The organism is Thalassotalea hakodatensis (genome assembly GCF_030295995.1).
In the GTDB taxonomy this organism is placed as follows: Bacteria; Pseudomonadota; Gammaproteobacteria; order Enterobacterales; family Alteromonadaceae; genus Thalassotalea_C; species Thalassotalea_C hakodatensis.
Genome location: NZ_AP027365.1, coordinates 3,163,689 through 3,190,097, shown reverse-complemented (window position 1 = coordinate 3,190,097; position 26,409 = coordinate 3,163,689). Strand labels below are relative to the sequence as shown.

25 protein-coding genes are annotated in these 26,409 nt (G+C 38.2%); 7 read left to right on the top strand and 18 right to left on the bottom strand.

The window, feature by feature from the left end; translation table 11 throughout:
* Positions 1 to 2: 2 nt before the first annotated feature.
* The 6 genes from leuB to QUE72_RS14105 form a co-directional block, all read right to left on the bottom strand.
* Positions 3 to 1,094, bottom strand: coding sequence for a 3-isopropylmalate dehydrogenase (leuB, locus tag QUE72_RS14130; RefSeq protein WP_286269683.1), 1,092 nt, complete (start codon positions 1,092 to 1,094; stop codon positions 3 to 5).
* 57 nt (positions 1,095 to 1,151) lie between these two features.
* On the bottom strand, positions 1,152 to 2,702 hold the full coding sequence (gene leuA / locus QUE72_RS14125; protein WP_074499821.1) for a 2-isopropylmalate synthase: 1,551 nt from the start codon (positions 2,700 to 2,702) through the stop codon (positions 1,152 to 1,154).
* A 543-nt stretch (positions 2,703 to 3,245) separates the two neighbouring features.
* On the bottom strand, positions 3,246 to 4,769 hold the full coding sequence (locus QUE72_RS14120) for a capsule assembly Wzi family protein (RefSeq protein WP_286269682.1): 1,524 nt from the start codon (positions 4,767 to 4,769) through the stop codon (positions 3,246 to 3,248).
* A gap of 13 nt (positions 4,770 to 4,782) precedes the next feature.
* Complete coding sequence (locus tag QUE72_RS14115; RefSeq protein ID WP_286269681.1) at positions 4,783 to 5,199, bottom strand: adenylyltransferase/cytidyltransferase family protein; 417 nt, start codon at positions 5,197 to 5,199, stop codon at positions 4,783 to 4,785.
* A gap of 68 nt (positions 5,200 to 5,267) precedes the next feature.
* On the bottom strand, positions 5,268 to 6,332 hold the full coding sequence (locus QUE72_RS14110) for a CDP-glycerol glycerophosphotransferase family protein (RefSeq protein ID WP_286269680.1): 1,065 nt from the start codon (positions 6,330 to 6,332) through the stop codon (positions 5,268 to 5,270).
* Positions 6,333 to 6,406: 74 nt separating this feature from the next.
* Positions 6,407 to 7,009 (bottom strand): TIGR04211 family SH3 domain-containing protein, encoded by a 603-nt coding sequence (locus tag QUE72_RS14105; protein WP_286269679.1) that lies wholly within the window; start codon positions 7,007 to 7,009, stop codon positions 6,407 to 6,409.
* Between the two features lie 158 nt (positions 7,010 to 7,167).
* Between QUE72_RS14105 and QUE72_RS14100 the strand changes: the two genes are divergently transcribed.
* Together QUE72_RS14100 and QUE72_RS14095 are read left to right on the top strand one after the other, a co-directional pair.
* A complete protein-coding gene (locus QUE72_RS14100; RefSeq protein ID WP_286269677.1) occupies positions 7,168 to 8,682 on the top strand; it encodes a CYTH and CHAD domain-containing protein in 1,515 nt (504 codons plus the stop codon).
* Positions 8,670 to 9,572, top strand: coding sequence for a L,D-transpeptidase family protein (locus QUE72_RS14095; protein ID WP_286269676.1), 903 nt, complete (start codon positions 8,670 to 8,672; stop codon positions 9,570 to 9,572). Before QUE72_RS14100 ends, QUE72_RS14095 begins: the two co-directional genes overlap by 13 nt.
* A gap of 37 nt (positions 9,573 to 9,609) precedes the next feature.
* On the opposite strand, the gene QUE72_RS14090 is transcribed toward QUE72_RS14095, so the two are convergent.
* The 9 genes from QUE72_RS14090 to QUE72_RS14050 form a co-directional block, all read right to left on the bottom strand.
* Positions 9,610 to 9,849 (bottom strand): hypothetical protein, encoded by a 240-nt coding sequence (locus QUE72_RS14090; protein ID WP_074499837.1) that lies wholly within the window; start codon positions 9,847 to 9,849, stop codon positions 9,610 to 9,612.
* 14 nt (positions 9,850 to 9,863) lie between these two features.
* On the bottom strand, positions 9,864 to 10,355 hold the full coding sequence (locus QUE72_RS14085; RefSeq protein ID WP_286269674.1) for a potassium channel family protein: 492 nt from the start codon (positions 10,353 to 10,355) through the stop codon (positions 9,864 to 9,866).
* Positions 10,356 to 10,521: 166 nt separating this feature from the next.
* Entirely contained in the window at positions 10,522 to 10,848 is a 327-nt protein-coding gene (locus QUE72_RS14080) for a hypothetical protein (RefSeq protein WP_407704926.1), read from the bottom strand.
* A 3-nt stretch (positions 10,849 to 10,851) separates the two neighbouring features.
* The gene (locus QUE72_RS14075) at positions 10,852 to 11,493 is read right to left on the bottom strand and encodes a hypothetical protein (protein WP_286269673.1); all 642 of its coding nucleotides are present in this window, start codon (positions 11,491 to 11,493) and stop codon (positions 10,852 to 10,854) included.
* Between the two features lie 61 nt (positions 11,494 to 11,554).
* Positions 11,555 to 12,244: a PspA/IM30 family protein gene (locus QUE72_RS14070; RefSeq protein WP_074499848.1), complete on the bottom strand. Its 690-nt coding sequence runs from the start codon at positions 12,242 to 12,244 to the stop codon at positions 11,555 to 11,557.
* 24 nt (positions 12,245 to 12,268) lie between these two features.
* On the bottom strand, positions 12,269 to 12,682 hold the full coding sequence (locus QUE72_RS14065) for a YjfI family protein (RefSeq protein WP_074499850.1): 414 nt from the start codon (positions 12,680 to 12,682) through the stop codon (positions 12,269 to 12,271).
* Between the two features lie 122 nt (positions 12,683 to 12,804).
* Positions 12,805 to 14,517, bottom strand: a complete 1,713-nt coding sequence (locus QUE72_RS14060) for a polyamine aminopropyltransferase (RefSeq protein ID WP_286269670.1) — start codon at positions 14,515 to 14,517, stop codon at positions 12,805 to 12,807.
* 4 nt (positions 14,518 to 14,521) lie between these two features.
* Entirely contained in the window at positions 14,522 to 15,424 is a 903-nt protein-coding gene (locus QUE72_RS14055) for a DUF350 domain-containing protein (protein ID WP_286269667.1), read from the bottom strand.
* Positions 15,425 to 15,448: 24 nt separating this feature from the next.
* Positions 15,449 to 16,477, bottom strand: a complete 1,029-nt coding sequence (locus QUE72_RS14050; RefSeq protein ID WP_407704978.1) for a hypothetical protein — start codon at positions 16,475 to 16,477, stop codon at positions 15,449 to 15,451.
* 70 nt (positions 16,478 to 16,547) lie between these two features.
* Between QUE72_RS14050 and glnE the strand changes: the two genes are divergently transcribed.
* Entirely contained in the window at positions 16,548 to 19,445 is a 2,898-nt protein-coding gene (gene glnE, locus QUE72_RS14045) for a bifunctional [glutamate--ammonia ligase]-adenylyl-L-tyrosine phosphorylase/[glutamate--ammonia-ligase] adenylyltransferase (RefSeq protein WP_286269665.1), read from the top strand.
* 26 nt (positions 19,446 to 19,471) lie between these two features.
* Here the strand turns inward: glnE and QUE72_RS14040 are convergent, their stop codons facing one another.
* The gene (locus tag QUE72_RS14040; RefSeq protein ID WP_286269662.1) at positions 19,472 to 20,128 is read right to left on the bottom strand and encodes a TcpQ domain-containing protein; all 657 of its coding nucleotides are present in this window, start codon (positions 20,126 to 20,128) and stop codon (positions 19,472 to 19,474) included.
* A 60-nt stretch (positions 20,129 to 20,188) separates the two neighbouring features.
* On the bottom strand, positions 20,189 to 21,127 hold the full coding sequence (gene lpxL / locus QUE72_RS14035) for an LpxL/LpxP family Kdo(2)-lipid IV(A) lauroyl/palmitoleoyl acyltransferase (RefSeq protein WP_286269660.1): 939 nt from the start codon (positions 21,125 to 21,127) through the stop codon (positions 20,189 to 20,191).
* A gap of 68 nt (positions 21,128 to 21,195) precedes the next feature.
* On the opposite strand from lpxL, the gene hldE reads away from it, so the two are divergent.
* The gene (hldE, locus tag QUE72_RS14030) at positions 21,196 to 22,623 is read left to right on the top strand and encodes a bifunctional D-glycero-beta-D-manno-heptose-7-phosphate kinase/D-glycero-beta-D-manno-heptose 1-phosphate adenylyltransferase HldE (protein WP_286269658.1); all 1,428 of its coding nucleotides are present in this window, start codon (positions 21,196 to 21,198) and stop codon (positions 22,621 to 22,623) included.
* Positions 22,624 to 22,986: 363 nt separating this feature from the next.
* On the opposite strand, the gene tolC is transcribed toward hldE, so the two are convergent.
* The gene (gene tolC / locus QUE72_RS14025) at positions 22,987 to 24,363 is read right to left on the bottom strand and encodes an outer membrane channel protein TolC (RefSeq protein ID WP_286269656.1); all 1,377 of its coding nucleotides are present in this window, start codon (positions 24,361 to 24,363) and stop codon (positions 22,987 to 22,989) included.
* Between the two features lie 179 nt (positions 24,364 to 24,542).
* On the opposite strand from tolC, the gene QUE72_RS14020 reads away from it, so the two are divergent.
* The 3 genes from QUE72_RS14020 to QUE72_RS14010 all read left to right on the top strand — a co-directional run bounded on the left by QUE72_RS14020 (position 24,543) and on the right by QUE72_RS14010 (position 26,406).
* Positions 24,543 to 25,169 (top strand): NUDIX domain-containing protein, encoded by a 627-nt coding sequence (locus QUE72_RS14020; protein WP_286269654.1) that lies wholly within the window; start codon positions 24,543 to 24,545, stop codon positions 25,167 to 25,169.
* A gap of 94 nt (positions 25,170 to 25,263) precedes the next feature.
* Positions 25,264 to 25,644, top strand: a complete 381-nt coding sequence (locus QUE72_RS14015; protein WP_286269652.1) for a DUF1249 domain-containing protein — start codon at positions 25,264 to 25,266, stop codon at positions 25,642 to 25,644.
* 15 nt (positions 25,645 to 25,659) lie between these two features.
* The gene (locus QUE72_RS14010; RefSeq protein WP_286269650.1) at positions 25,660 to 26,406 is read left to right on the top strand and encodes a metallophosphoesterase; all 747 of its coding nucleotides are present in this window, start codon (positions 25,660 to 25,662) and stop codon (positions 26,404 to 26,406) included.
* Positions 26,407 to 26,409: the final 3 nt, after the last annotated feature.

Genomic DNA, 26,409 nt, shown 5'->3' with positions numbered 1-26,409 from the left:
GGTTAGCTCTCCTGAATAATGTTGCAGATTATATCACCCATTTCTTGGGTTGTTTTTGCTTTGTTTATTTGTTCGGCAGGTAATAAGTCACCAGTAAAGTGGCCTTTATCTAGTGCTTTTGCTACTGCAAATTCAATTGCGGTAGCTGCTTCATCTTGGTTAAGGCTGTAACGTAATAGTAATGCTCCAGATAAAATTTGGGCAATAGGGTTTGCAATACCTTTACCTGCAATATCAGGTGCACTGCCACCAGCGGGTTCATACATGCCGAAGCCTTGCTCATTAAGACTTGCTGATGGTAATAGTCCCATTGAACCGGTGATCATAGCGCAAATGTCAGATAAAATATCACCGAATAAATTTGAGCAAAGCATGACATCAAATTGTGCAGGGTCTTTCACTAATTGCATTGCGGCATTGTCAACATACATATGTTCCAGCGTTACATCGGGGTAATCTTTTGCGATATTATTCACAACCTCTCGCCATAAAATAGAGGTAGCAAGCACATTTGCCTTATCAATAGAGGTTACTTTGTTGTTTCTTTTTTGCGCAGCTTCAAAAGCTAATTTTGCAATGCGAGTAATTTCAGCTTTTGAATAAATCATAGTGTCAAAGCCTGCCTCTTCAGCAGTACCTGCATTTTTTCTGCCTTTGGGTTCTCCAAAGTAGATGCCACCAGTAAGCTCGCGCATCACTAGAATATCAAAGCCTGCTGCTGAAATGTCTGCACGTAAAGGAGATAAGTTAGACATGGCAGGTTGTAATTGTGCAGGCCTCATATTACAAAATAAACCAAAATGCCCGCGTAGCCCTAATAAAGATGCACGTTCAGGTTGTTCTGTCGGTGGCAGGTTTTCCCACTTAGGGCCGCCAACAGAGCCGAATAAAATGGCATCGGCTTTCTCACAACCTGCAATGGTTGATTGAGGTAGCGCTGTACCGTGATTGTCGATGGCACAACCACCGACATCATAGCTGTTGAAATTTAAGGTGAAATTAAATTTTTTGGCGGCGGCCGACATCACTTTGACCGCTTCTTTCATGACTTCTGGGCCGATACCATCACCGGCTAATACTGCAATGTTTGACATGTGTTTTTTGCCCTTATTATGTGTATGAATGAGTTAGCGAGTTCACACTCATTCTTATTATTCGCTTATTTTTTTCTGCTCTTTAATTTCAGCAATGGTTATCGCACGGTGAATGCTGTTTAAACAGTGCACTAATGCTTGCCCTGATGCTTCAATGACATCTGTAGCTAAACCGTAACCATGAAAATTTCTACCTTGCCAAGCAACAACAAGATGAGCCTGACCAAGTCCATCTTCACCAGAGCCTTTGTTTGAAATTTTATAATCACTTACTTCAAAATCAACATCTACAGATTGCTTTATCGCTTGGTATAACGCATCTACTGGACCATTTCCTGTCGCGGATGAAATCTGACTTGTATCACCGATTACTAACTTAATACCTGCTGTAGCATATTCTCTGCCTCCAGATTGCACGTTGATAGATTCAAGTGTGTAGTGGTCTTTTTGGTCTTGCTGTTGAATGTTAAACAACAGCGCTTCTAAATCATCATCAAACACTTGGCCTTTCTTATCAGCTAACGCTAAAAAGTCTTTATATAGCTTATCTAATTGGTAATCTGATTCTTTATATCCAAGGCTCTCCATGCGATGTTTAATCACATGTCTGCCACTTCGCGAAGTTAAGTTTAATTTAGTTTTCGCAATACCAACGCTTTCAGGTGTCATGATCTCGTAAGTATTCGCTGCTTTTAACATGCCATCTTGATGTATACCTGATGAATGACTAAATGCATTGCTACCTACAATCGCTTTATTGGGTTGTACTGGCATATTACAAAGTTGGCTAACTAACTTTGAAGTGCGAGCGATTTCTTGATGGTTTATATTTGTTTTCACCCCTAACATATCTTGGCGAGTTTTCATGATCATCGCTATTTCTTCTAATGAACAATTACCCGCTCGTTCGCCAATGCCATTGATCGTTGACTCAATTTGTCTTGCGCCAGCCTGTACCGCAGAAATTGAATTAGCAACGGCTAATCCTAAATCATTGTGGCAATGTACGGAAATAACTGCTTGATCTATGTTAGGCACGCGATTAAATAACTGGGTGATTATACCGCCAAACTCATCGGGCAGTGTGTAACCAACTGTATCGGGGATGTTTACGGTTGTCGCACCGGCTTTAATGGCGCTTTCTACCATACGACATAAGTTATCAATTGGTGTTCTTCCTGCGTCTTCACAAGAAAATTCAACATCATCAGTAAACTTTCGTGCAAATTTTACCGCATTAATCGCCATTGCTTCTACATCGTCAAAGCCTTTGCGTAATTTTTGCTGTACATGAACATCTGAAGTAGAAATAAAGGTATGAATGCGAAATTGTTCTGCAACACTTAATGCGTCGCCACATGCTTGTATGTCAGCTTCTACTGCTCTTGCTAAACCACAAACTACTGAGTTTTTGACGGTTTTGGCAATTTGTTGTACTGAGTGGAAATCACCTGGTGATGAAACGGGAAAACCAGCTTCAATAATATCAACACCAAGTCGCTCTATTGCTTGTGCAATTTGTAGTTTTTCATGTACTGATAAACTGGCTGTTAATGCTTGTTCACCATCGCGTAAGGTGGTATCGAATATGATGACCTGATTATCCATTTTGTTTCCCTTAAAGTGTATGTCTAAACATGCGAGCATAAAAAAACCCGCGTTGAGTAGCGCGGGTTTTAGTGATTCTTTCTGTTTAATTTAATTCTTCAACAGTCACCTACAAGCTATCCGCGCAATGTTAATGCGAGGAGGAGGAGGTTTAATGTGTTGTTGAAGTTAAATTTCATTATTTGCTATGTTTGCCTTAGTACTAATCGGCATTTTTATCATTGCCGTTTAGTAATTAATTGTAATTTTATTACATCAGTGAGCTATTAATAGCGTATTTACTCAAATTTTGTCAAATAAAATTTAAGAGTAAAGTTTTCTAAGGTTATTTGTATATCGTATAAGAAATGATTTTTTATTAGAGAACATAAGCTTATAAATTGGTATTCAATATAAATACCTCTCGAACAGAGTGATGAAAATATAGCTTACCATCTATATGAATAATGCAAAGCTAGTTCAAGATAGGTGTTGAAAAAAAGTATACAATGTGATGCTGGATTACTAAAAGGTGTATCCAGCATCAAATCAGTGAGCAATAACTTACAAGTTATACTCAACTTTTGCAAAGGCACTTATATTGTTATCAGTTGTATTGGTGGATTGATAGCGTGAGCGACTAATATCCATGCCTAGAGTAAAGCGCCAATTTTGGTAACTATGTTGTACTTTGCTAGAAAGCTGTACCATGTCTTCTGCTATTGGTGTTAAGGTGTTACCAATTAATGGGTTTTCAGGTGCTTTATCGCTGTTGTCTTTATTTAATTGTAACCAACGCAATTTAAATGCTAACTGAGTGTTTTTAGCTGCAATGGTATTGGCACCTAGCACTAAACTTGTTGCGTCATTTTCATAAATACTACCGATTGAACGGCCGTGATAACGCATTCCTGTTTGATATATTTTGTGTTCGTAATAGCAATCACCGATTAGGCTCGTACCATCACCATTTACGCCATCTCGGCATGTCGCATAGGTGTCTGTACCCTCTATGTAAATTTTCCAGTAAGCATTGAAAGCCATAATTTGCGTTTCTATACCTACTTGGTATCGCTCTTCACCTAAAATACTTAATTCTCCTTTTCGATCTCCGTCTTCTGCAAAACTGGTAAAGTACAAAGCGAAAGGATGTGACAATAGTGACGAAGACCAGCGAATATCATAACCGGCTAATTGGTTGCCAGGTTCTTTACCGGCAGCACATTCTTCAATGGTAGGGCCGTTACCACCACAGTTATCTAGACCCTTTAGTACATCGACAAAGGTACCTAAATCACTCGGTCGTCCGTCTCCAGCCCATTGAGCAAGCCTAGTAATACCTACTTCTAAATTTTTTATTGGATTAAAATTTAAGCGAAACCCCCACAAAAGTGTGTTCTTTATGATCCTTTTATCATCCATTTTCCCCATGAACGTGGTAACTGTCCATGGGATTTGATGATCAGTAAAAGGAATAATTACAGGGATTGCTGATTTTCGGCTTAATGCTAGGGCAGGCATTGATTGGGCGTTACTTGTTAAGCTGAGGCTAGTATCTAAACCTGGCCCCCACCAGCGATCTTGCATACCTGCTGAAAAAACCCAATTACCAAGGAAAAAAGCACCATAACTGCCGTCAAAACTGGTGTTTTCACCAAAAGAGTTTTCAGGTCGGTAATGGGTTGATATTTTAAAAGCAAATCGATCATTCATCCAGTTGGTTGCAATGTTCATGTGCTTATCATTACGGTAATCTTCACCGAAACTGGTAAACCTTTTGTTTTCATTGGCTATACTAGCGGTAATTTTTTTACTGTTTCGTTGGGCAAGTTTTAATTGATGCTTAACATATAACAGTGCTTCACGGCTTCTTTCGTCCAATTTACCTATGTAGACGTTGTTTAGATCGCGTGAAATATCATGCCACATTAAGGGGTATGTAGTGACAGGTGTCTTTATAATACCATTGTCGACTAACCATTGAATATTAGCTCGTAAAAAAACATTGCTTGTATCTATCCAAGGGTCTGCTTTTACGGATAAAGTTAAACAAGAAAATAGCGCTAAAATTACATGAAATTTTTTCATAAATGTTACTTTGTTATGTTATTTTTTCGAGCACTTCTCTTAACTTAGTGCTTGATGTATGAGAAGTGTATGGGAAGTAAATAATTTCAACACCAAACTCAGCAAATTCTTTTTCTATGCTGTTCCATTTCTCTGTACCTTTCCAGTCATCACCAACAAACATAAGATCGAACTTTAAATTGTTCCACGCTTCTTTTTTATCGTAATTGACTTGTGGTACAACTTCGTCAACAAATTTAATGTTTTCAACTATCTCCATTCTTTCAGGAAAGGGAATAATGGGTTGTTTATTTTTTGCTTTTAAACACAACTCGTCACTTGTTACCCCGACAATTAAATAATCACACTCTAATTTTGCGCGTTTAAGCACGTTGAGGTGTCCAATATGAAACAGATCAAAAACACCTGTGGTATAACCTATTTTTTTCATCAATAATTCCTACTAGGAAAAGCAGTATTAATTCTACACAAACCGGTTTGTCTTAGGTAGGGGGCTATTTAGTTATTTTGTAAATATTGAATAATACGTTCGCTTACTTTGCCATCGAGCCTACCAGCCAATTTTTCAGCAAAAGATAAACGTGTTTTTTCTAAGAGTTTAGGAGATGATAATTGTTCCTCAACAAGTGTTGCCAACTCTTTATAAGTCTTAGCATGCACAGCAATATTTGCATATTCTCCATAATCTTGATCCATGCGCTTTTTAAAGCGGAATGAGAAAATACCGCGGTAACTCCATCGTAACTTTAAAAAATCGCACCATATAACAGGTTTATTTAGTGCTGCAAATTCAAATAGCGCAGAAGAAGCATCGCTAATTAAGATATCTGCAGTGGCTAAAAATGGGATTAAAGAGTAGTCATGTACGTCGGCTAAGTAGACATTATCAAATTTTTGCCAATGTAAAAGTAAAGCTTTTTGTGCTTTGTATTTTTCTTTACTAAGAGAAAAGTAATGAGGTTTAATAATAATATTGTATTGCTTAAAGGCGTTGGGCCAGTCTTTTGGAAAACACTCAATACTACTTGGATAAAAAGTTGGGGCGTAAAGTATGGTTTTTTTTGTTGGATCAAGTTGATGATCTGCTAATGCGAAGGCAACAGGCTCATTATTAATTATGGGATCTAATTTGCAAAAACCAACATCGATAAAGGTATCATTTGGGTACATAGTTTTAAAGCGTTTTGTGCGGTAACTTCCTTCGACAAACCTAACGGTAGTTGGTGTATCTGACTTTTGGTAATAGCTAGCTTTAGGGCCGATTCCGTGACCGAGCTGTACAGACTTACTTACTTTATGGATATTATCTAGATATGGGAAGCTATTGGCAAAAAAGACCCAATCAGCAGCCTGTGACTGATAAAAAGCTAAAGCTTGCTCTTCATTATCAACCCATAGATAGTTGAGTTGCTCTTGCTCAATAATCGACTGAATAATTTCATCATGTATACCATGGTAAAATACGAAGGTAGCGTGCCCAGCATTTTGTTTTATTAATTGGTGGTAAACAGGCAGGTATTGCGGTAAATAATATAGATGGAGTACGTCGAAAATAAGATGCATAATGGCAAATAAGTGTAATTAAAACGAAATTTTCCGCTTATCCTATCATTTATTTGCCATAAAGTTGCAGTTAATTACTTCCAGTTATCCATACTAGAGCGCTTTCTAGCAGCAAGTCTAGGTAAAATAAGCCCTAAGATAAGTCCAATGGCTAATACAATAGCGCCATTAAAAAAGTACTCTTTTTTGACCGCTAAATCTTGATTATCAACTTTTGACTGTGCAGTTTTTAAATCACGAGTTAAAGTGGTAATTTGTTTATTTAACGCTTTTTCATTTGCCTTTAATTGATTAATTTGCTGATTGGCCAACGACAAGCTTGATTCAGATTGCTCTACACTTTCTTCTTGGTTGGCTAATTTTGTATTTAATTCAGCAATTGCAACACGCATGCCTGGCGTTTTACTTAAATACTTGCTTTCTACCCAGGTAATTCTATCGCGCGGATCAATGATTTCCGTGTATCCATTAGATTCATTGCCGGTAAGTTTAATTTCATCACCTGCATTTACGCTACCTACGATACGATAATTAGCTCCCGCACCTGCATGCATATAAATAAATAAATCATCGATAATATACGCTGATTCTTTCGGTTCTTGTTGTGATTCTTCAGATAAGGCCTGTGGCGCTAGTAGCGACAACGTTGCAATCACCAGACATGTTATTATTTTCATTTAGTTACCTAAATACACCTTTTTCTTTCTTTGATGATGAAAATAGTAGGGCTTTGACACGACGATAGCAAGCGAAAAATATTGCACCCCCGCGTTAGCTTTTGTATGGTAAACTAAATAAAAGCCAACTTTACCGTAGAGTTTGTAAGATATAGCTAATGATCACCGAAGTTGAACTTAAATTCTTGATTTTAAGTGATGATGTATCTGAAAGAATCAAGCAATTATTAACAAGTCACCAGATACCCTATCAACATAACGTTAGAAAATTACACAATTGTTATTTTGATACCCCCGATTTAAAGCTTAGGGCATTGGATTGCGGCCTTCGTATTCGTCAATATGAAACGCACTTAGAGCAAACCATTAAAACATCAGGAAAAGTGCTTGGCGGGTTGCATCAACGTCCAGAATACAATATTACTGTTGAGCATAATTTTCCGGATTTGTCTTTATTTCCAAACAATATTTGGCCTGATGATGCTAATGTTGAAGCCATTCAACGCGAACTAACTTCTTTATTTTCGACAAATTTTCAGCGTGAAACATGGCTTGTAGATATTGAGGGCAGTAAAATTGAAATGGCGCTTGATCAAGGTGAAATTCTATCGGATGGCAGACAAGAGGCTATCAATGAAATTGAACTTGAATTAGTTGAAGGTGATGTATCTGCATTATATAACTTAGCAACATTATTATTTTCTCAACTTTCATTGCGTGCCGGCATTCACAGTAAAGCTGCAAGAGGTTATCGACTTTTTGCTGATAAGCCATTTAATTACAGCGTCGCCCTTTTTTTTAGCGATGACAATACACAAAATAACACACAACAATGGTTTATTGCCGCACTGAGCCATTATTTGCAACAACTTCAATTAGCGACTGAAAGTTACCTGACAAATAGAAAGTTATCAGCGCTCATGCAAATGGTAGAAATACTGTCTATTATCAGACATGGCTTTTGGCTGTACGATGAAATTATTACTGAACATAGTAAAGAAATTAGGCGAGAATTAAGCCATTTTATTCAGTTATTTGCTTGGGTTGATAGTGCGATTTACCTTAAAGAAGTGATGAATAAAACTGGGAATTATCGCAAAAAACTTGAATATAGCCAGCAGTTAATCGAGCAACTTAAGCTTGAAAAGCGAAGATTTCCTGATGCTGAAATGGTGTCAGAGCTATTACACAGTGAACGCTTTAATCAATTACAGATGCGTTTATTACAACTTATTTTAAATGATGATCCCTCAAAGGCATTTTTGCCGGTAGCACAGCCTTCATTACTTCCTTTTGCACGTGAGCAAATGAATAAAAGTTTAACAGAGCTCCATGTTGCAATTGAAGCCATTGATCCAACAGACGCTGAACAGTTTCTAGATAAGCGAAAAGTGCTTCATCGTTGCTTGTTAACGGGCAACTGGTTTGGTCATCTTTTTGATCAGCAACATCGTCATCACTTTAGAGTTCCTTGGCTTGATATGCAACAAGGGCTATCTGAATTACAAAGTTTATGGATTATTAAACAGCAATTAGAAAAACTTGCAGACGATAACAATGAATCTGTCGTGAAAGTCATTACGTGGCAGCAAAGAAAAGTTGAAAATTTACTTGTTGCCTTATCACATACTAAAGATGCTGCATTATCATTGCCCGCCTATTGGCAAAATTAATCATCATGATATTACTGCGTTTTCTGCTTACGTTAAGCTTATTGTTCACGTTGTCGATTCAAGCGAGTGTTTACGCTTTACCTACTTCTAAAAGTAGAGTTATTGGTGAAGATGTCAGACATGAGGTATTACCTGGAGATTATTTTCAGGCGCTGGCTGAGTATTATAACGTAGGTTTACTTGCCTTGATTGAGGCTAACCCTAATGTAGATCCCTTTTTGCCGCCGGTTGGCTCACATATCATTATACCTAAGCGCATGATTTTACCGTATGCAGAACGCAAAGGGATCATCATTAACCTTGCGGAGTTGCGCTTATATTATTTCCCTCCTGAGGAGTCACTTGTTTACGTTTTTCCTGTTGGTATTGGCCGTGAAGGTTTATCAACGCCAAATTTAATCAGCGTTATTGGTGATAAACGTAAAAATCCTGTTTGGCGTCCGCCAAGTGCCTTACGGCAACGCTACAAAGAAGAGCATGGTATTGACTTAGCAAAAGAAATCCCACCAGGACCTAATAATCCCTTTGGGAAATACGCATTAAGAATAGGCACTAGTGAGTATTTAATCCACGGCACAAATCAAAGAATGGGTATAGGATTAAGAGCAAGCTCTGGTTGTATACGTATGTATGCTGACGATATTGAATGGTTGTACCATAATATTCCCGTAGGCACACAAGTAAAAATTATCGATCAGCCGATAAAAATGAGTTATGAAGCCCAAGGACGTAAATATATTGAGGTGCATAAACCGTTAAGTGAATTTCCTCATGCTAAGAAGCATCAAATGTCTGAAGCGGTAAATGCTTTTTTAGGAGAAAGTATTACCAATGAAAAAATAACACAATTACTTGCAGAGCAACAGGGGGTTGTTTACGCGTTGAAGTAATGAAACAACACATTACTTCAACGAGTTTGTAATGTGATTATTTTTTAAAGCTTGAAGAAATATTATGTAATTTTTGAGTGGTTTGCTTGTTAGCATTTTGTAATTGGGTCAGTTTACTTTCCGTTTTCTGATGTTGCTCTTTTAGTTTACTCACTTCAGTTGTCAGCTTATCTACTTTGTTTGATAACGTACTAACTTGTTGCTCAAGATTGTTCGAGCTTGCACAACCAGTAAATAAAACGATGGCGGTCAAGCCAGTAAATATCGTTGTTTTCATTTTCATTCCCATAATCATTTTTTACTATCACTTACCATAGGTTCAATCTTTTCTACAAGCAAGTCTAATTTTTGTTCTAGCTTTTTATTCATCGCTAAAATTTCGGCATTTTGTTTCCGTAATTCACGATTTTTTACATTAGTATCTGAAAAACCGAGCAATTTTGATGCGACCAAAGCACCTAAACCGCCAATGATACCAACACCAGTGATGAACATCATGGTGACCATAACGCGACCAATAATGGTAACGGGGTACTGCGAGCCAAAGCCAATCGTAGTGCTAGACATAATCATCAGCCATAAGGCATCGCCAAAGCTTTGAATGGTAGCACCTTCAGTGCCAACTTCAGCATAATACGTAATACAGCCTAATAGTAAAATTAATGTTGCCATAGATAAAATACATAACATAGCAACATACCGCGTTTTATAATTAACTACGCCAAATTCATCAACAGAATATAGTTTGCTTTTACTTGAAGTGATTTGAAAGACAGAAGACATGTGTTTATCGTCCTTGTAATGTGAAAGTTTTAGTTACAATCGAGGATAAAGCATTAACTAATTGAATAGGATACTGCAGGAAGATAAAAGTGAAACGTGCAGAAGTTGCTTTCATTTTTTGTAAATTATCAATTGAAATATCGAGTACAGCACACATATACAGTGCCTATTGTTGTTCTTTATCCACATGAATAACTAAATCTTCCATTAATTTTCGTTTAATTTCAAGTTGCTGGCTTGCATCTAAACCATATTTTTCAGCAAGTGCTTGATAATCTTCACCAGAAAGGCTCACGGTAAGACGGGGACGTTTAGGTCGCTTGTTAACAGGTAACCCCAAAATTTCTCGAATTCTATCAGAAGGACTTAAGCCCGATTCTAGTGCCTCTCGACGAATATGCATTTGAAATCGCTCGTCAAGATCAAAAGCGACTTGGGTTGCTTTTGCTGCTTTGACAGAAGATTGCCATTTTTCAGGGATTTTTCTACTCACAATTTAGCTTCCTGGATACATATCGATAATATCTGTTGTCGGACGATATAAGGTTAAGAAGATATCTGTGTCGCCGTCTGTCCAAACTTCTGCTTCAATGCCTTTATCTTCATCTTGATTAAGTAATTGGTAGCGCTCTAATTGCTCACCAGCTTCTTTACCTTCAAAAGGTGAAAGTGATTCAGAACGATGATCTTTACGATGAAAATAACCTATTTGTGCAAAAATTCGTTGATGGTATTGTTGATCACTCCATTGAGAAGTATTGTCGTTATCAGCTATTCTATCAAGCGTAGCATTGCCAGGCTCTTCAAATAAGAGTGAAAACTGGTCAAGATCAAATAATGTTTCTACATCATTATGTTCAATTTTTATGGCAAACTTTAAGTAAACTACATCGTCTATATCTAGCGATAAAAACAATTGATGATCACTATTACCCGTGAGTACCCACTCTGTTTCAGTTTGGTGCTCGAATTCGTAACTATTAACAGCTGATACTTCAAATTGTTGTCCACGTAATATTTCTGGCAGAGCAAAACTGTCAGTTAATTGAATAATATCTCCAGTAATTAAATCATTTACCTGAGTAATTTTTCTTGGAGCCGGTTTGTCTTTGCTAAAAATATTTTTAAATAAGCTCATTTTTAATACCAAAAAAAGGCCACTTGGTTGGGAGACAAGTGGCCAAAGGGTTAAAGTTTGACTATTTCTGTTTTGCTTTTAAGCGTTCAAGGACAGAGTTTGCGCTTTTTTCTTGCTCGCCAATGCCTGCTGCCTTTAACTTAGCCTCTAATGAATTATCGGCATTTTCTGACTCTAATACTTCAGCAGCTTTTAGTCGATCATCAAACTTCTGTTGCTTTGCTTTGATCCGCTCTAAAGAATCTTTAGCGCTTAGCAATTTAGAGTTGCTTGATGAAAAGTTATCAGTAATTGCAGACGTTGCTTTTTGCACGCTTTCTGTGGTTTTTACCATTGATAATTGACGTTTGTGCTCTTGCACCTGACGCTCACTTTTCTTCACCAATTCTTTTAATCTATTGGCATTCGTTTCAAAGCTATCTAAAGACTGCTGTTGAGCGCTAAGTTCAGTTTCTAGGGCTGAGATTTTTTCAGCAACTGCAAGTGCTAAGGCCTCATCGTCTTTTTCAAGTGCTTGCACTGCGTAGCCTTCATGCTCAGTAATTTCACGCTTGATACGGTCAACTTCTCTACTTGAAGCCATTTGTTGTGCCATAACACCAGTTAAATCACGTTTAGCTTTGGTTAAATGGTTTTCCGCATCACGAATTTCTTGTTCGAAAATGCGTGTTGCGTTTGCGTCTACCACGGCTTCGCCAACTTCAGTGGCACCACCACGGATCGCAGTCATAACTTTTTTAAAAATGCTCATAATATTACTCCAGTAATTGGGTGGTTATAATAAAAAGTCACTCATGTCGTCGATAACTTCGACGGCATTGTTACTTAATACAGCAAGCTCGTGTTCAACATCGCTATAAGGTGAATTAATTGATAAGGCACCAAAAATTACATATTTATCACCCACTTTAGAAAATGAAGAAAGTGGCATAGGTATGTTCATTTCTAACATGGCTTCATGCATATCTGCTCGGGTATCTTGCTTTACTTCATCTTCACCCCAAAGGTAGGTAATGCATAGAATTTGATCATCTGTCACCGAAACAAAAATAGGTAATTCTTCACGTCCAATTACAGTGATCTGCAATACATCAACTTCACCTGAAATAGGTTGGCAATCAAATACCATTCCTGTTTCTGAGTCATCTGCTAATGCATTCAAGTGATTCGCTATTTTGTGAATATTCATTTGATTCCTCATCTCTAAAAGCTCGATAACATGTTATCGAATTTATCTACGACATATTATGTCGATGTGCTAAATGTAACATCGTGACATAATATGTCAAGTGTATTGTTGTCATTAATTTATTATTGATTATAAGCACTATTTAATCCTTGTTGTTCACGCCAAGCTTGTTGGTGCAGTTGATAAATAGTATGACTGCCTAAATAATTTATGGGGATATTTTTTTGAGTCTGATAAAAATCAGTCGAAAACTCAAAAGCGCCAAGCAACATAGGCAGAGTTAACCAAGTCTGTTTGATAGGTATTGAAGTTAACGCTGAAAGTCTAGTTTTAGGGCTAGCTCCATTTTTTGATGCGATAGTCCAGCCCCACTCGCCGAAGCTAGGTACATTATCGTGGAATTGCTCAACATGGTTAAATCCTGCAGCATTGATTGTTTTACCAATCGCGATAAAAGCGTCTTTAGCATGATATGGACTGGTTGATTGCACGGAAATAAGGCCATCACCTGATAGTAATTGTTTAAGCTTTGCATAAAAACTAACTGAATAGAGCTTATTTAGATCGGGGTGATTAGGATCTGGTAAGTCGACAATAATACTATCGAAAGTTCGGGCCATCGAAAGAAAGTTATCAATGGCAAGAAAAGCATCCTGATGAATGAGCGTTACTCGCTTGTCTTGTAAACTACTCTGATTAAGTTGACGTATTTTCGTTGATAAAGTCGAATTGATGTGGTTTTCTGGGTGTTTGAAAATATTAACCAGTTGTTCGTCTAGATCTATTAGTGTTACTTTTTCAGGTGACCAAGCTAAAACATCTCGTAATGCTAAACCGTCACCACCGCCAATAATTAACACATCATCATGTCTTGCTGATCCTGCTAAGGCAGGAGTTACTAAATAGCTGTGGTAAATATGCTCATCCGCAGACGAAAATTGTAAACGACCATTGAGATAAAAATTTAAAATGGAGGGGCGATCGTTACCTAATTGGCGTTCTGTAAAAGTTAGTTGTTGGTAACGTGTTTTCTCAGTGTAAATCACTTTGTCTAAATATAATAGGTTACTCATGGTATTAAGCCATTGATTACCTTGTTGATAAATAAACAGCAAGCCGATAAACATCACGGTGTGTAAAACAATTAGTAGCTTTCGCCAATGAAGGTGTTGCCAGAAAGCAAAGATAAACACAAAGCCTGCTATTAAATTAAGCCCAGCAGTTAATGCACTTGCTTTGCTGATATCAATGGTAAGTAAAAAAATCACCCAGATAGCCGCACCAATGCCAGCACCTATATAATCTGCACCATAAATGGTACCTAGGTTATTTTTTAAATGTTTTTTGTGTAATGCTTCACGGATCTTAGCTATTAGTGGAATTTCCATGCCAATGAAAAAGCCCAACATTAAGCCGAAAAAATATGGACTATTTAATGCTAACCAAGTGAATTGTTTGATAAAGCCGCCACGAGGGAAAACATCAGGCGGTAGTGCAAAGGTATCACTGATTATTTGTGGCAGTAACTGCGTAATAGCAATTAGGCCTGCAATGATTAAAATTGCCGTAGACCCTATAACCGCAACTAGCAACTCAAGCCAAACAATACCATTAAATGCACAAGAAATTTTACGTGCAGCGAAAGCGCCTAAACCCATGGCGACAATCATTAAGCCGATCATGGCGTAAATAGCGCTTTCCATTATACCGAGCACACGCCCAGCATAATGAGAAAGTAAATATTCGTATATTAAACCACAGCCGGCAAGCACAGCCATGGAAAGTATTAATAATACATCGTACCAAAATAGCCGATTTTTAAAAAATCTGGGCAACGTTTTACGCCATTAATGCCGTTAAGATTAACGCGATAGAAATACTGATCGCCATTTCAACGCTTGCTACGCCAATATTATGCTGTTGGTCTACTTCTTCAACTAAGTTAATTCCCCATAGTATTAATCGTTTAGCAATAGCGGTTAATAACGCCACCAATAAGGTCATGAGTATACTGAATACAAACCAACCCACTAATGTTTCAAACAGGGTATCTGGGCTGTAAACTAAAAAGTAACTCGCTGCTGTTACTGCTAAAGCTGTACTAATAACTTGGCCGGCATAACGGATGGCTAACGCGTCTTGGCCGTTTGCAAAAGCTTCTTGCATGCTATCTCGTTGGTTATTTTTTGCGTACTGCTTTTCTTTTATGCGTGTTACAAGAACTAGCATTGCTTGAGATACTACAAAGCCTGATACGATAGCAATAAAAGTACTGACATCTAATCCATGTACCCAAAGCAATACTGCGCGAATAATAATGGCTGTTGCTATTGCACCAGCAGCATCAACAATACCCACAGTTACGTTACGTGCTTTAATTTGTTCTGTTTTGTTGATTTGGTTGAGCGCTAAACGATCGTGAATCACTCGGCCGATTTTAATTAAAATTAACCCTAATAAACCATAAGAAAGCATTCCAATTGCTTCCATCGCATAGCTTTCTGCATTTTCGCCTGTAATGGCTCCTGTTAAAACAATGCCTAATGCAGCGACACTGCCAGCGACACTGATACCAAAAGCAAAGTTATCTTCTTTTGAAAGCTCATCTGTTGCATTTACTTGGGCAGAAATACCAGAAATAAACTTCATAAAACCAAGTAAAAGAATTGCAATAGATATATCAATCGCAAGATAGATTAGCAGGTCTGCATTGAGGCCAATATTTTCAAGTAAGGTATTCATATTAATTCCTTGCGTTTGTTGCTCTTATTTTCCGCGACGAAAACTACGAGATGTAGTGTTGGCACTATTTCTAAAACTGGCATTCTTGCTGTAGCTCGAAGATTTTTTCGCATAACTGCTTTTTGCGCGATTGCTTTTTGCAAATTTATTAGCGCTTGATTGCGCACTTCTGCTTTGACCAGATAATGCTGAAGCACCAGATTTATTTTTACTATAAGGACTGGTAAATCGTTGGCCTTTATTGCTAAACGACTTTCGCGTACGTGTTTCTAACTGTGATTGTTTACGAAGCTGCGTGGGCGAACTATAGCGTGTACGACCATAATCATGGTAGTAACTATAATTGCGGCCTTTACCCCATTGGTGATAGTAACGTTTGCGATTATAACCAAACATGTTATCCATCATAGAATAAACACCGTACCATGCCCAAAATGACATACCGCTGCTGTTTGTTTGCCATTGGCCATAATTGGGATTACCGACTAATTGCTCACCTACACCGAAGTCCTGTGCTTTATTTGCTTGCAAACTTTGTGATTTACTTAGTGCATTAACACGTGGTAACGCGCCATCTGACATGTCTGCTAACACATTGAGAGGATCACTTAATGCGTCAGAATATAGCGTAGGGTCTGCTGCTTGATAAATGTTGAGTAACTCTGCGAATGCAGCTTCATTACTGGCAAACATTTGCGGTTGCTGTTTTACGGTGTTTAATCGATCTACAAGTGCTTTATACATAGGGCTTTGTGTCGTTGAATCTTTCAAAAACTCTTCAACAACAGGGCGCAATTGCGGTTTACTCTCGATCAATTGCTCTGCATACTGTTTGATTAGTGTTGCATTGCGCACATTACCAGAGGCCAGCGCATCACCAAGCTGTGTGATTCTCTGCTCGGTTAATGGCGTTTGTTGCGCTATTTTGTCAATATATGGATCAGAGCATCCTATTAGCAGCAATAGAATAACGATGATTAGCGATTTTGTTAACTGGTGCATTTCTGCCATAGTTCCCTCAAAAATGCTATGATTATCATTCATTAATAGCATTGTTGACATAATATGTCTATTGATATTTTGTTAACTAGCATTATACAAGTTTATACGATAGGTGATAGTGTTGAATAAAGAATTTCGCAAACCTCTTTTACCTGTTTTGTTAACACAACAAAACAGCAACTGGCAGCAATTTTGTGAACAATACCCCGAAATAGCAACGGAATTTTCAACTAAGGTGGCACCACAACGTGTTGCTGACTTCAAACAAGCTATTGCCTTAAGTGACTTTATTTATTGTTCCGCATTACAAGCACCCGAAGTGATCACCGCTTTGTTTGCATCAGATGATATCTACCAAGCTACAAAGCCTAATTATCAGGATATGCTAAATGAACGATTAGCTAGTTGTGACAGTGAAGAAATATTACATCATATGTTGCGACAGTTTCGCATGCGGGAAATGGTTGCAATTGCCTTTGCTGATATGATTTTGGATATATCACTGGATGAGTCGCTTTCTAGATTGTCTGCGTTAGCGGATAGCTTGATTTTATCTGCATTAAATTGGCTCTCTCATGCCTGTTATAAAACGCTCGGGAAGCCCCTTAATCGCAAAGGAGAATTACAGCCACTACTCGTGTATGGCATGGGAAAATTAGGCGGTAGAGAACTAAATTTTTCATCAGATATTGATCTTATTTTCGTTTATCCCGAAGCGGGGGAAACGCAAGGCGGCCGAAAGTCGGTCGATAATCACAATTTTTTTACGCGTTTGGGGCAAAAGCTCATTACCGCGTTAAATCAAAAAACAGCCGATGGCTTTGTTTACCGCGTTGATATGCGCCTACGTCCTTTTGGTGACAGTGGTCCCTTAGTGCTTAGTTTTAATGCCATGGAAGACTATTATCAAGAACAAGGGCGAGATTGGGAGCGCTATGCGATGTTAAAAGCGCGCTTAATTGGTGAAGGTAAATACCATGGTACGTTAAGTAGCATGCTTCGCCCGTTTGTTTATCGCCGTTATATCGATTTTAGCGTTATTGACAGTTTACGTCGTATGAAAATGATGATTGCTCAAGAGGTAAGGCGTAAACAGCTTAATAACAACATTAAATTAGGTGCTGGTGGTATTCGTGAAATCGAATTTATTGTGCAGGTATTTCAACTGATTCGTGGAGGGCGGACAAAGGCGTTACAGCAACGCAATCTGTTATCGGTATTGCCTGAATTAGTCAATCATGAAGAAATTTCTGAACATAGTAAACAAGTACTAGAGAAAGCATATCGCTTTTTACGCCGAGTGGAAAACATTGTACAAGCACTACATGATGAACAAACGCAAACACTGCCTGATTCAGCACTGGATCAAAGTAGGCTACTTCATGTATTAGGTGATGATGCTTTTCCAAGTTGGCCGCAATTTTTAGCATACACACATAAATTAATGGCAGCAGTACACCAAGAGTTTACGTTGTTAATTGGCGAAGAAAGTCCGAGTGAGCAAGATATTGATGATCATTGGGCTGATTTATGGGATGGAGATTGGTCAAAAGAAGAAACGATTGAATGGATCGCCAATCACGAGTCAGAGTGGCATGGCGAAAAGGTATATCAGCTATTAGTTGACTTTAAGCGTGATGTTGATCGGCGTTCAGTAGGAAGTAGGGGGCGTCAGGTTCTTGATAAATTGATGCCACAACTACTAACCAAAATTTCTGAATTTCAAGCTAATGAACGATGTATTGAACGTGTATTGTGGATATTAGCAAAAATTGTCACACGAACTGCGTATTTAGAATTGCTTTTTGAAAATGTTGGCGCGCTTAAACATCTGGTAAAACTTTGCCATGCTAGTCATTGGATGGCAGAGCACATTGCTAAATACCCTATTATATTAGATGAGCTGATCGACCCTAAATTATTGCATAATCCACCCACACTCGACAGTTATGCAAATGAACTACGGCAGCAATTTTTACGTATTCCTGAAGATGATTTAGAAGCACAAATGGAATCATTACGCCAATTTAAGCAAGCACAACAATTGCGAATTGCCGCAGCAGATATAGCTGATGTATTACCCGTAACTAAAGTAAGTGGTCATTTGACGGCATTGGCTGAAGCGGTCATTGCCGAAGTGATTAATATGGCGTGGCAACAAACCGAAGAAAAATATGGTGTGCCTACAGCTTTGCCTGATAATAACAAAGGCTTTGCTGTTATCGGTTATGGTAAAGTCGGAGGAATTGAACTTAGTTATAGCTCAGATCTAGATCTGGTTTTTGTGCACAATCATGACATTAATGATATGACTAACGGTGTAAAGCAAGTAGCAGCTGGCCAGTTTTATGCGAAAGTTGCGCAACGAATGATGCATATTTTTAATACCCGTACAGCATCAGGCATATTATATGAATTAGATATGCGCTTGCGACCTTCTGGAAATTCAGGTGTCTTGGTGGTTAGTTTGCCTACCTTTGCACAATATCAAAAGGATGAAGCATGGACATGGGAACATCAAGCGTTGGTCAGAGCAAGGGTTGTTTATGGAGATGAACAAATTGCCTCACAATTCAATAAAATACGTTGTGCAGTGTTAGCGAAAGATCGTGAGTTAACAACATTAAAACAAGATGTTATTAACATGCGCGAAAAAATGCGAAACCATCTTGATAAGTCTGATGACGCAGTTGTCGATATTAAGCAAGGAAAAGGAGGGTTAGTTGATATCGAGTTTTTAGCACAATATCTTGTACTAAGTCATGGCAGTCAATTTCCTGAGATTTGTTACTTTTCTGATAATTTACGTATATTTAAAGCGTTATCAAAATATAAAGTGATTGAGAAGGTACAACAACAAGCATTAGCAGAATGTTATTGTCAATTACGAGATTTTGGTCATAAAACTAGCTTACAACAAGAAGATAATAAATTACCAAAGCAAAAATTTGATGCATTAACACAGCCGATTATTACCATCATTAACCAGTTTTTTCGAGAGCCATCTTCAGGTAGTTAATAAAAAATGTGTGAATTTATATGTACTTAATAACTACGAGTTCGGCTTTTTCTCGGTAACTTAACACACTCTTCATCTAAGTAAGATTTATGTTTTTCAATCAGTACTAATGTTCGGTGTTGATAACAAAAATAAGTAGATAAACCGTCTTGAAAATGGCCATTGATTGCTAAGCCCACTTGGTATGCGGTATCTACAATATCTTTATCAATACGAAAAGGGTCTTTTATGATGAAATCTTTATCGAGCCACCAAATAACCTCTAGGCCTTCTTCTTTAGCATATTCACTTAACTTCTGATGTAGCGTGTGTTCAGGGCGAAATGGTCTGTTTAACTTGGTGCTTTTCCAGTTTTTTCTTAATGGCCGAGTCACTAAACGTTTTGCTTCCAAAATGTCAACAATATCGCCTTTATGGGCAGGCAAATACACAATGTTATTTCTTACACGAGGTTGATCTTCATCTTCTGACCCCCTCAAGTTGGCGTAAAAACGCGATAAACCTTCGGCAGCAGGGTTTGTTTCTTTTTTTGAAACTTTAGGCTTTTCTGTAATAGCATTGTCGTTTGAAGTGATTTCTTGCTCATCATTTTGTGAAAACAGTGCTTCCTGATTGGCAATTAAGTAATATGCCAACCCGATTAGCAGTAGTGCAAACACAATATTCTTTAGCCAAAACATCATAAACGTGCCATCAACTTTTTAATAAATACGTCTTAAGTATAATAACATAATAAAAATCTGCTACTTATACAATGACGGAGCGTTTTCATCAGGACGGGTTTTAAACCTACGATGTAACCACATGTACTGCTCCGGCTTTTGCAATATTGCTTTTTCAAGCTCCTGGTTTATGCGAATCACGTCGGCCCTATCATCGCTTGTTGGGAAATTTTCAAGCTGTGGTGTAATTTCAATGGTATAACCGCTGCCATCCTCATTACGTGTGGGTATTAGCATATGAGATTGCGTGTTTTTATTGCGCGCAAAAATAAGTGTCCCCGTTGTTGTGGCTGCATCAGGTACGGCGAAAAGAGGTACAAATAAACTACGTTTTCTTCCATAATCTTGATCGGGTAAGTAAACACATGTTTCACCATCGTTAAGCGCTTTGAGTAACCCTTTAACATCGCGTTTTCCCAACATATACTTGTTTGAACGACCTCGACCACGGTATTGAAAAAACTCCATGAGTTGATTGTTATGCGGGCGATAAAACACCACCATAGGGTGCCCAGTGCCAATACCTCGACAATTTATCTCTGCGCTTAAATAGTGCATAGCCAATAACAATACACCTTTACCTTGTTGGTGTGCTTGTGCAAGATGCTCAAGCCCTTTCACTTGTACTTTTCGCTTTACTCGCCAGTCAGGCCACCACCAACCCATGCCTGTTTCAAGCAAAGCAATACCCGTATTTTCAAAGTTCTTACGTAAAAGTGAGTTGACTTTCTCTTCAGACATGTCAGGAAAGCACAATTGTATATTGCGTTTAGCAACATTGCGTCGCTTACCACCAATTTTAAATAACAGTTTGCCGATACCGCGCCCTAGTACTAATTGTACTCGGTAAGGAAGCCAAGAGATGCTATATAGAATAATCACGCCAAGCCAAGTGAGCCAATACTTCGGCAGGAAAAACGCTAACTTAAAATTGGGTTGTAAAACTTTGTTTTTACTCACGGTAAGAGGTCAACTCATTTAATTTGATATGATACACTATCGATATTATATCTGTTATGGAATGCAGGATGAAAGTAGATATTCCCGCTTTTAACAAAGCACGTGTTTTAGTTGTTGGCGATGTTATGCTTGATCGCTATTGGTATGGGCCTACACAGCGTATTTCGCCTGAAGCTCCAGTTCCTGTTGTTAATATCAATCAAGATGAAGACAGACCTGGTGGTGCCGCTAATGTGGCACTGAATATTGCATCAATGGGCGGTAAAGTCTCTCTTATGGGAATTACAGGGCAAGATGAAGCAGCGCAATCTATTGAAACGCGCTTATCGGCAATGAATATAGACTGTTTTTTTGCTAAAGATGCCAGCATCCCTACTATCACTAAACTGCGTGTGATGAGTCGAAATCAGCAATTAATGCGATTAGATTTTGAACAGTCATTGGCCGCGGTTAATAAAATAGAATTATTACAACAAGTAGAAGCAGTTGTTGCAGAGCATGATGTATTACTACTTTCCGATTATGCCAAAGGTACATTAAGTGATGTTGAACACCTTATTGCTGTGGCAAAAAAATACAATGTTCCTGTTGTGGTTGACCCTAAAGGTAGTGATTTTACCAAATACCAAGGTGCAACCATGCTTACACCTAACATGGCTGAATTTGAAGCGATTGTAGGTACTTGTAAAGATGAAGCTGACATTGTTGCTAAAGGACAAACCTTACTACAATCGTTAAATCTAGATGCTATGTTAGTCACACGCAGTGAACACGGCATGACATTACTCCGTCAAAACCATGAAGAATTTCATTTACCTACTCAGGCGAAAGAGGTTTATGACGTAACTGGCGCAGGTGATACTGTAATAGCAACGTTAGCGCTGGCACTAGCTGCTGATGCTGATTTACCCCAAGCGAGTGCACTAGCTAATATTGCTGCAGGTATTGTTGTTGGCAAGTTGGGAACTTCCACCGTAAGTGAAGCTGAATTATTAAATGCAGTTTTATCTGGTCAAGAAAGCGGTTTTGGTGTTGTAACTGAAGGTCAGTTAAAAATAGCAGTAGAGTTGGCTAAAGCCCGTGGTGAAAAAATTGTGATGACCAATGGCTGTTTTGATTTACTGCACGCTGGCCATGTTTCATATTTAACCCATGCAGCTGAATTAGGCGAAAGACTCATTGTTGCAGTGAATGATGACAGCTCGGTAAAACGTTTAAAAGGTGAAGGTCGCCCTGTAAATCCTGTTGATCGAAGAATGGCGGTATTGTCAGGTTTAGCGTCAGTTGATTGGGTTGTACCATTTTCTGAAGATACACCACAAAGGCTTATTGCAAATATTTTACCTAATATATTGGTGAAAGGTGGAGATTATAAGGTAGAAGAAATAGCCGGAGGTGAAGACGTTATTGCCGCAGGGGGGCAGGTAAAAGTGCTCAATTTCGAACAAGGTATTTCTACTACTGAAATAATAAATACTATCCGTTTAGAAGACTAGAGCGTGTTGATCTTTCATGTTTACTTTTGCCGCAATTTGTTTGGTATTTATACAAGGCAACACTTGCGCCGTGTAGTTATTCTACTCCAGTCAAGCGTTAACACAGTAGAAATGCCAAACAGATACAGCCCGAAGGGTTCAACTAAACGCCTCCTGCTCTTTGTTACTTGAATTAACCATAGAATGACTATGCAATAATCCAAGTGCCGCGATCAGAAGGCGTTTAATTTGAACAAAACTTAAACAGCAAAGATCAACACGCTCTAAAGATCTCACATTTCTATTGCATTTAATGGTGGTCGTTTCTAACTGATAAAAAGCCGATAAACACTGTTTATCGGCTTTTTATCGCATCATAGATAATTAACTTGCGGTTTTTAATCCTTGGTTAATTGCGACAATATCTTTTTCACTAATGGTGCCACCAGCACGTTTTAAATTTAAAATTGCTTGAATATAATTATATCGAGTTGATGATAAATTACGCTTAGCGTTATATAAATTACGTGTACTGTCTAGTACATCCACAATGGTACGAGTTCCCACTTCAAACCCGGCTTCAGTAGCTTTTAATGCGCTTTCAGCAGAAATTACAGACTGTTGTAATGCTTTAATGCTTGAAACATTAGCAATGACTGTATTGTAAGAGTTTCTTGCATTACGAACGACATTTCGATGACTCTGTTGAAGGTCTTGACTTGCTGCAACATAGTTTGCTTGAGCTTGTCTTACCGCACTTGTGGTAGCACCGCCAGAATAGATTGGTACTCTTAAAGTAATACTAACAGATTGGCTGTCATTATAAGGCGATTCAGGAAAGCTCTGAGTCACGCCTCCGGTAGTAAAATCTGATTGTGATTTAGCTTGACCATAAGAACCGTTTAAATCGAGTGTGGGATAATGACCAGCACGAGCAATGTTAATACTTTCTTTGGCAATATCCACTGAGATTTTCTCAATAATTAGATCGAGGTTTTTTGCTTCTGCTGTTTGTTGCCACTCATTCGCACTGTCTGGTGATGGGCGTGAAACACTAAAACGCTCAGTATTGAGAATGTTTAGATCGCGCGGGTATACATTTGTGATAACGCGTAATGCTTCTTCGGCGTTATACACACTATTTTCTGCGCGAATCTCTGCTGTTACCGCATTATCAAATTGCGCTTGTGCTTCATGCACAGCTGTTACTGCTGTTAGTCCAACTGCGTGACGTTGTTTAGTTTGTTCTAACTGTCGTTCAATGGCTTTTTTCTCAGCTTTAGCAAACTCTAAATCATCTTTCGCACTTAACACGGCAAAATATGCTTCTGTAACACGGATGATCAAATCTTGCTTAGCAACCTGATACGAGATATCACTTCTGTGCGCTATTTTTTTCGCGTTGTCGAGTCTTAACCAAGTATCATGATGGTATAACTGCATGTTTAAATTAGCACCATAACTAGTAGAGTCTGTTTTTGTGGTTATGTTGCTACCAAAGCCACCTAAGTCACTGTTGTAGTTTTGGCTATCACGCTCACTGGCTGTTATGCTCGCGTTTGCTGACAGTTGTGGTAATAATAAAGAGCGAGCTTGTACTATTCCTTCCTGAGAGGCGTTAAATTGTGCTTGCGCTTTAAGAACAACTGGGTCATTCGCTTTTGCTAGTTCATAAGTCGATAATAGATCTTGCGCATAAGTAAAAGCGCTACTTGTAGCACATACAATGCCGATAATTATCGAGGTAACTGATTTTTTCATGTCGAAGCAATTCCTTAGATATGCTATTAGTGCTTATTATTAATATGTCGTTATCCTACATGGACATAGGATTAACCTAAATAGAATAAATGTTTTCAAGGGCATTCTAGTGTAACAAAATATTTATTACTATTTCTAAAAATTTATTTCGTTACATTTGAAAGGGTGAATTTTACACAATGAAACAAAAATTTACATCACCACCGATATTAGGTTATACGCAAAACGATTATACATTACATAACAAAGAAACATTATATCAAGGTTTTTTTAAGGTTGATGGTTATCACGTTAGCCATAAAAAATATGATGGTAGTGTCAGCGAAGTAATTAGTAGAGAGGTATTTGAACGTGAAGATGCTGTGGTTGTCATTCCTTATGATCCAGCATTAGACCAGGTTATTTTGATTGAACAATTTAGAGCAGGGGCTATTCGATACGGTGGTAACCCTTGGTTGCTAGAATTTGTTGCTGGTATGTTTGAAAAGCATGAATCTCCGATTGATGTTGCAATACGTGAGGCCAAAGAAGAGGCAAATATTGATATTGCACCAGAAAACATGCAAAAAGTGATGACGTATCTTTCGAGTCCTGGCGGCATGAGTGAGGCGATGCATGTCTATTTGGCTAAAGTAAGCAGTGAAAATATTGGAGGGGTTTTTGGCTTAGATGAAGAACACGAAGATATACTCGTGCATGTGATAAAAAGGGAGCAAGCAATGGCTTTACTTTCGGAAGGAAAAATCACTAATGCTGCAACGATAATTGGGTTACAATGGCTAGCCTTAAACTATCAAACTTTGTAATCGCTACCGGATTTTTATTTAACTAATGAGTACTGTAAATACACCATATCGCCCTAAATTGTCTACATTGATGACAATATGTGAGGTTAATTATATGCTGCTTTTAAGGTTGCTTGCTGGTAAAGAGCAGCAAGGTGAGTTTCGGCATTTTTTTATTTCTGATTTTCTCTCATTTGCGTTAACGGTAAATGAAGTGACTCGCTACACTTCCTTAGTGACAATAAAACAAGAAGCAACAATCAACGGTGTTGATTTATCAGCATTTTTACGTCCTAAAATGGTCATTCGCTTATACCATGATGCCCGCATGGCTGAAGTAGTGTCTAATCAAGATGTGCGACAAATTAAGCCACGATATGACTACCCAAATAAGCGTATGCACTTGCCTGATGAGAAAGAGCAAATAAATCAGTTTTTGACTGAATGGTTGCAATTAAGTTTACAATTGGGTCAAAGTCATGTTGCTTTGTTATAAGTTTAAGGCAGAAAATTGACTGTATCGTTCGCGCAAATTTCAGATTGTCATTTGTTCGCTGACCGTCAAACTTGTCATCATGGCGCGAATGTTTATGACAATTTAGTGAAGGTGTTAACCGATATAAAAAACAATCAAAATATTGATTTTATTGTGTTTACTGGTGATTTAACCCAAGATCATTCCGATGGCGCCTATCAACTTTTCACTGAAGCAATTAAACGATATGGGCCGGATAAACCTATCTATTATTTAGCGGGTAATCATGATGAACCAGATAAGTTCTGCCAATTTTTTACTGATGACGTATTTAGTCATGAAAAAACGATTGATTTGCCGCACTGGCAAATACAATTGATAAACACTAAAAGTGCTACGCCTGCTGGGGTATTTAGTGCTGAAGAAGCAGCTCGGTTAGCCAAGAGTATTACCCCTGAAAAGTATCAATGTATTTTAATGCATCATCACCCAAAGCACGTGGGTTACTTTATTGACAAACACCCATTAATAAATGATGCGTTTTTTAATCAATTTCTGGCTAAATATGATAATATTCAGGCGGTTGCATGTGGTCATGTGCACAATGCCATGACATTATCGCTAGACGTTAATGACATGCCCTTATTTACCTGTCCTGCGACATCAATTCAATTCGATAAAACAGCTGATACGGTAGTAAACAGTCACTTACCGGCTGGATTTCGGCTATTTACAATCGATCAAAACAATGTGCTAACGACTCAAGCGGTATTCTTATCTTAAAAA